Source organism: Paracoccus mangrovi (assembly GCF_042648425.1).
Lineage (GTDB): Bacteria > Pseudomonadota > Alphaproteobacteria > Rhodobacterales > Rhodobacteraceae > Paracoccus > Paracoccus mangrovi.
The window spans coordinates 36,294-42,455 of the sequence record NZ_JBHRXJ010000022.1 but is presented as its reverse complement, the minus strand read 5'-3'; the positions used below and the strand labels follow the sequence as shown (position 1 = coordinate 42,455).

Genomic DNA, 6,162 nt, shown 5'->3' with positions numbered 1-6,162 from the left:
AACGCGCCCCTCGCAGCCGTCAACGCCATGATTTATATGCGAAATATCACGATTACGACAGCGAAATCAGCGACTTACTTGGAGAATGTGGGTTGATAGCTTTCGATCAACAGCCGGTATTCGGGGAAGATCTGGGTATAGATCTCGGCCCATTTCTCGGCATCGTCGCGGTGCCAGGTTTTCTGGATCTCGGACGCCACGGCGGCGGTGTCCATGGGCACGGCGCCGGCCTGAACCACACGGGCCAGGGTGATTTCCTCGGCCATCTTGGAATAGGTGCCAGAGGCGTCGATCACCACAAAGACCTTATAGCCCTCGGCAATCGCGGAAATCGCCGGAAAGGCCATGCAAACGCTGGTGATGGTGCCGGCAATGATCAGCGTCTTGCGACCGGTTTCCTTCACCGCCTTGACGAATTCGGGATTGTGCCAGGCGTTGATTTCACCCCGGCGGGCAACGTATTTCGCATGCGGCGCATTGGCGTGGATTTCGGGGATCAGCGGCCCGTTCGGCCCCTGCGGCACCGAGGCCGTGGTGATCACAGGGATGCCGGCCAGCGTCGCGATCGAGGCCAGCGCCCCGGCATGGCGGCGCAGCGCCGTCATCGGCATGTCGTTGACGGTCTGAAACAGGCCGCTTTGATGGTCGATCAACAGCATGACCGCGTCATCGGGATCGATCACCGGAAGCTGGCCGTTGAAATTGGCGGGAGCACTCATCGCTTGTCCTTTCATGAACATGTCCTGGGCAGCCAGAGCGGGGATCCTTGTCATCCGCCCCATTGCCTCTGCCGGATAGATAGTTCGCAAAACAGAACGATCAAAGCATATATCGTTCTTAAAAACAGAACATAGGGTTCCCGGCACCGCGATTGACATCGCGGGCTTTGCCCCGGTGTCCCGCGAATCCGGCGGCGCCAACCGACCCGGCGCCAAAGCGGGAATCCCTTCATGCTGGTGGTTTTCGCCGCGCTCTGGCATCAATGCCGGGCGATGCGGGGATGGGCCCCGCAATGGTGCCGCCATGAATCTGCTTTTCGCCAATGACCGGCGCGGGGAATATCCGCCCAGCCTTTATGCCGCGACCCGCCCGGCCCTGTCGCCTTTTCCCGAACAGCGTGGCGAGGCGCGGGCCGATGTCGTGATCGTCGGCGGCGGCTATACCGGGCTTTCCGCCGCGCTGCATCTGGCCGAGGCGGGGCTGGATGTCATGCTGCTTGAGGCGCATCGCATGGGCTTTGGTGCCTCGGGCAGGAATGGCGGTCAGCTTGGCTCGGGTCAGCGGCTCGAGGTCGACGAGCTGGAAAAGATGGCCGGCGCCGAGACCGCGCACCGGCTTTGGGACATGGCCGAAGAGGCCAAGGCCCTGACCCGCGATCTGGCCGCGCGCGCCGGCGTGCCGGTGGCGGACGGCATCGCGCATGCCTTTCGAAATCCCGGCGAATACGATCATGCGCGCGCCATGATCGACAGGCTGGCGCGCGATTACGGCTATGGCCGCATCGAGGCGCTGGACCGTGACGCATTCCGGGCGCTGGTCCCTTCAAAGGCCTATCTCGCGGGCGAGCTGGATCATGGCGCGGGGCATCTGAACCCGCTGGACCTGGCGCTGGGGATGGCGCGGTTGGCCGATGCGGCGGGCGCGCGCCTCTATGAAATGAGCCATGTCCACCAGATCCGCCATGCCCGGCGCGCGGACGAAAAGACCATTGTCCAGACCCATAAGGGCCGGGTGCTCTGTGATCATGTGATTCTGGCCGCGAACGGCTATCTGGGCCATCTGGACATGAAGGTCGCGGCCCGGGTCATGCCGATCAACAACTTCATCGTCGCGACCGCGCCGCTGGGCGCGCGCGCGGCCGAGGTTCTGACACGAGACATTGGTGTCCATGACACGAAATTCGTGGTCAATTACTGGCGGCTGGACCCCGAGGGGCGGCTGATCTTTGGCGGCGGCGAAAATGTCAGCTATCGCTTTCCGGCCGATATCGCCGCCAAGGTGCGCAAGCCGCTTCTGGAGATTTATCCCGGTCTTGCCGATGTCGAGCTGACCCATGCCTGGGGGGGCACGCTTGCCATCACCATGAACCGCATGCCCTGTTTCATCCGCCCGGCACCGAACTGTCTGTCGGCCAGCGGCTTTTCCGGCCATGGCGTGGCCCTGGCGACGCTTTCGGGCAAGCTTATGGCGCAGGCGGTTCAGGGGCAGGCACAGGGGTTCGACACCATGGCCGCCCTGCCCTCGCGCCCGTTTCCGGGCGGCGGCATGTTCCGCTGGCCGCTTCTGGTTGCGGGCATGGGCTGGTATTCGCTGCGCGATCGACTGGGGTTTTAACCGGGACCGCCGGGACCATCGCCATCGGGCGGGCGCGGAGCCTGCACGCGCGCGATGCGTTCGGCCATCTTGCGGGCGCGGTGCTTGTGATAGGCGCGGATCAGCGGCAGCGTCAGGTAATAGCCGACGACCGAGGCGATCAGCCCCGGAAAGAACCCGCCCACGAAATAGGGCAGGAAATAATTGTCCCAGAAATAATCCAGATTCTGCCAATGCGCGACGCGGTCGGTAAAGGGCGCCAGCAGGTTGTTCCACAACTCGCCCGAGGCCTTGGTGAATTCCTCAAGGATGCGATGGGGCTGAAACCGCCCCTCGACCCCCAGAATCCAGCGCCCAAGCCCCACCGAAAGCACCGCGATGAACGGAAATGTCAGCGGGTTGCCGACGAATGTGCCCAGAAGCGCCGCCACGATATTGCCGCGGATCAACAGCGCGACCAGAACCCCGCTCATGAAGTGAAAGCCGAAAAGCGGCGTGAACGAGACGATGATCCCGGCGGCAAAGCCGCGCGCGATGCGCTGCGGCTGATCCGGCAGGCGGCGGATGCGGTGCATCACATATTGCGATGCCCGCCGCCACCCGCCGCGCGGATAGATCATTTCGGTCGCCAGCTGGGAATAGCTGCGCGGTTTGCGTCGTTTGAACATCTCGCGCGCCCGCCCGTCAGGTCACATGCGCCGACGGATCGCGGATGCGCGCCACCTGCGCCACGTCGCTTTCGGCCTCAAGCGCGGTCATCAGCGCATGCAGATGCTCGCGGTCGCGCAACTCGACCTCGACCCGCAAGCGATAGAAATCGGGCTTGCGCTCCATGAATTCCAGATCCGAGATATTGGCCCCCTGCGCCCCGATCAGGGTGCAGATGCGGCCCAGAACCCCGGCATCGTGGCGGATGGTCAGCGACAGCATGGTCGAATAGGCGGCCGGGTGCTGTCCCTCGCGCCAATGCAGATCGACCCAGCGTTCGGGGCTGTCCTCGAACTCGGCCAGCACCGGGCAGTCGATGGCATGAATGACCACGCCCTTGCCGCGATAGGTGATGCCGACGATGCGCTCCCCCGGCAAGGGGCTGCAACAGGGGGCGCGGGTGAATTCCTGATCGGCCTCAAGACCCGCTACGGCGCGCTTGGCGTCGATCTCGCTGCCGGCGGCGGCAAGTTCGGGATAAAGCACGGTCAGCACGTCATGGGCGGCGATCTCGGCGCTGCCGATGCGGGCCAAAAGCTCGTCCGTGTCGGGCAGCGCCATGGTCTTGGCGGCGGTGCGCAAGGCCTTGTCGCTGACCTTGCGGCCGACATGCTCAAAGGCCACCCGGACCAGCTCGGCCCCCAGCCGGATAAAGCGGGTCCGGTCCTCTTGGCGCAGGCTGCGCCGGATCGCGGCCTTGGCGCGGCCGGTCACCACGATATCGAGCCATGTCGCCTGTGGCCGCTGTCCCGAGGCCGAGATGATATCGACCGATTGCCCGTTTTTCAGCCGCGTCCACAGCGGCACCCGAATCCCGTCCACCTTGGCGCCGACACAGCTATTGCCCAGCCGGGTATGGATCGCATAGGCGAAATCCAGCGGCGTCGCGCCTTTCGGCAGCGGGATCACATCGCCTTTGGGCGTGAAGCAGAAGACCTGATCGGAATACATCTCAAGCTTGACGTGCTCGAGGAATTCGTCGTGATCTTCCTCGCCGAAACGCTCGGTCAGGCTGGCGATCCATTCGCCCGGATCGACGGCAAAGGGGTTTTCGGTGCGCACGCCGTCACGGTATGCCCAATGGGCGGCGACGCCGGCCTCGGCCACCTCATGCATCTGGCGGGTGCGGATCTGAACCTCGACCCGCTTGCCGTCGCGCCCCGACACGGTGGTGTGGATCGAGCGATAGCCGTTGGCCTTGGGCTGGCTGATGTAATCCTTGAACCGGCCCGGTACGGCGCGCCAGCGGTGATGGATCACGCCCAGCGTCCGGTAACAGTCCTGTTCGTTGCGGGTGATGATGCGGAACCCGTAAATATCCGACAGCCGCGAAAAGCTCAGCTGCTTTTCCTGCATCTTGCGCCAGATGCTGAAGGGGCGCTTGGCGCGGCCATAAACATCGGCCTCGATTCCCTCGCGCTCCAGTTCGGCGCGGATATCGGCGGTGATCTTGGGAATCACGTCGCCGGATTCGCGCTGCAACGACACGAAACGGCGGATGATCGAATTGCGCGCCTCGGGGTTGATGACCTTGAAGGCCAGATCCTCGAGTTCCTCGCGCATCCATTGCATGCCCATGCGCCCGGCCAAAGGCGCAAAGATGTCCATGGTCTCGCGCGCCTTTTGCGTCTGCTTTTCGGGTCGCATCGACTTGATCGTGCGCATATTGTGCAGACGGTCGGCCAGCTTGACCAAAATCACGCGAAGATCGCGCGACATCGCCATGAAAAGCTTGCGGAAATTTTCCGCCTGCTTGGAATGGGCGCCGGAGAGTTGCAGGTTGGTCAGCTTGGTCACGCCATCGACCAGATCGGCCACCTCGCGCCCGAAGAGCTGCGCCACCTCGGCCCAGGTCGAACGCGTATCCTCGATCGTGTCGTGCAAAAGCGCGGTGATGATCGTGGCATCGTCCAGCCGCATCTCGGTCAGGATGGCGGCGACGGCGACGGGATGGGTGAAATAGGGTTCGCCCGAATGGCGAAACTGTCCCTCATGCATGCGACGCCCATATTCATAGGCGTCGCGAATGAGGTCCGCATTGGTGCGCGGATTGTAATTGCGAATAAGCGCGATAAGGTCTTCGACGTCGATCATGTTCTGACGAAGACCTTTTGCCTCAGTTCCGGCCCTGCGCTTCCAGCATCATGCGCAGCATGCGCTCTTCCGATTCCTCGTCGACGGGTTTCGGACGGTCGATTTCCGCACCCAGAAGCAGCGCCATCGCGTCCTCTTCGGGCTCGTCGACCTCGATCTGGGTCTGGGTGGCTTCGATCATGCGCTCGCGCAGCTCGTCCACCGGCTGGGTTTCGTCGGCGATCTCGCGCAGCGAGACGACGGGATTCTTGTCATTGTCGCGGTCGACGGTCAGCGGGCTGCCCGAGGCGATTTCACGCGCACGATGGGCGGCCAGCATCACCAGGTCAAAGCGGTTCGGAACCTTGTCGACGCAATCTTCGACTGTAACGCGGGCCATCGGTCACCTTATCAGCTGGAATCGGGGTGCAGGGCGAAGCCGGATATTTGGCGCCCCCTGCCGGAATTGTCAAGTATCCCCTGGCTGCATCTCGGCCAGCGTCCCCGCCGGCAGATCGGCCAGCATCTGCGCCACGCTACGGCCCAGCCGGGGATGACGCCAGCCCGGCGCGACCTCAGCCAAGGGCGCAAGCACGAAGCCGCGATCCTGCATCCGGGGATGGGGCAGCACCAGCCCCTCGGGCGCGCGCTCGGCCTGACGCTCGGGCGGCAGGGCGCGCCAGGCGTCATGGGTCGCCGCATCGGGCAGCACAAGATCGCCATAAGCCAGAAGATCGAGGTCGATCCCCCGCGCCTGCCAGCGAGCGCCCTGACGCAGGCGGCCCAGCCCGGCCTCGACCCGGTGCAGCTCTGCCAAGAGCGCATCTGGCGGCAAACGGCTGTGCAAGAGCGCGGCGGCGTTCACGAAATCGGGACCGGATCCGGCCGGAAAAGCCGGCGTCCGCCAGAACCTGCTGACCGCGAGCACCCGTATTCCGGGGCTTTTCGCAAGCTCTGACAGAGATTTACGTATGGTCACCCTGGGCGGACCTGCCGAACTAGGCAGGTTTGCGCCGAGCGCGAGCAGAGCTAGATTTGCGTCTTGAATTGGCTGACCTGACATCGGGG

At 63.9% G+C, this 6,162-nt stretch carries 6 protein-coding genes; 1 reads left to right on the top strand and 5 read right to left on the bottom strand.

Annotated elements, in window-relative coordinates; translation table 11 throughout:
• Window positions 1-74 precede the first annotated feature (74 nt).
• Entirely contained in the window at window positions 75-719 is a 645-nt protein-coding gene (locus tag ACFOMH_RS19215) for a hydrolase (RefSeq protein WP_377746529.1), read from the bottom strand.
• 304 nt (window positions 720-1,023) lie between these two features.
• Here ACFOMH_RS19215 and ACFOMH_RS19210 point away from each other — a divergent pair, with 304 nt between their 5' ends.
• Entirely contained in the window at window positions 1,024-2,334 is a 1,311-nt protein-coding gene (locus ACFOMH_RS19210) for an NAD(P)/FAD-dependent oxidoreductase (RefSeq protein ID WP_377746528.1), read from the top strand.
• On the opposite strand, the gene ACFOMH_RS19205 is transcribed toward ACFOMH_RS19210, so the two are convergent.
• The 4 genes from ACFOMH_RS19205 to folK all read right to left on the bottom strand — a co-directional run bounded on the left by ACFOMH_RS19205 (window position 2,331) and on the right by folK (window position 6,157).
• On the bottom strand, window positions 2,331-2,981 hold the full coding sequence (locus ACFOMH_RS19205; protein WP_374425278.1) for a DUF2062 domain-containing protein: 651 nt from the start codon (window positions 2,979-2,981) through the stop codon (window positions 2,331-2,333). The two genes, ACFOMH_RS19210 and ACFOMH_RS19205, sit on opposite strands and share 4 nt — an antisense overlap.
• Window positions 2,982-2,997: 16 nt before the next feature.
• A complete protein-coding gene (locus ACFOMH_RS19200; protein WP_377746527.1) occupies window positions 2,998-5,115 on the bottom strand; it encodes a RelA/SpoT family protein in 2,118 nt (705 codons plus the stop codon).
• Window positions 5,116-5,137: 22 nt separating this feature from the next.
• Window positions 5,138-5,494 carry a DNA-directed RNA polymerase subunit omega gene (gene rpoZ, locus ACFOMH_RS19195; RefSeq protein ID WP_374425276.1) on the bottom strand — a complete coding sequence of 119 codons (357 nt, stop codon included), beginning with the start codon at window positions 5,492-5,494 and terminating at the stop codon, window positions 5,138-5,140.
• A gap of 69 nt (window positions 5,495-5,563) precedes the next feature.
• Window positions 5,564-6,157: a 2-amino-4-hydroxy-6-hydroxymethyldihydropteridine diphosphokinase gene (gene folK, locus ACFOMH_RS19190; protein WP_377746525.1), complete on the bottom strand. Its 594-nt coding sequence runs from the start codon at window positions 6,155-6,157 to the stop codon at window positions 5,564-5,566.
• Window positions 6,158-6,162 lie beyond the last annotated feature (5 nt).

Excerpts from the sequence above, each read along its gene's own strand:
- rpoZ (WP_374425276.1), bottom strand. The coding sequence starts at position 5,494 with ATGGCCCGCGTTACAGTCGAAGATTGCGTCGACAAGGTTCCGAACCGC.
- ACFOMH_RS19200 (WP_377746527.1), bottom strand. The coding sequence starts at position 5,115 with ATGATCGACGTCGAAGACCTTATCGCGCTTATTCGCAATTACAATCCG.
- ACFOMH_RS19215 (WP_377746529.1), bottom strand. The coding sequence starts at position 719 with ATGAGTGCTCCCGCCAATTTCAACGGCCAGCTTCCGGTGATCGATCCC.
- ACFOMH_RS19205 (WP_374425278.1), bottom strand. The coding sequence starts at position 2,981 with ATGTTCAAACGACGCAAACCGCGCAGCTATTCCCAGCTGGCGACCGAA.
- folK (WP_377746525.1), bottom strand. The coding sequence starts at position 6,157 with ATGTCAGGTCAGCCAATTCAAGACGCAAATCTAGCTCTGCTCGCGCTC.
- ACFOMH_RS19210 (WP_377746528.1), top strand. The coding sequence starts at position 1,024 with ATGAATCTGCTTTTCGCCAATGACCGGCGCGGGGAATATCCGCCCAGC.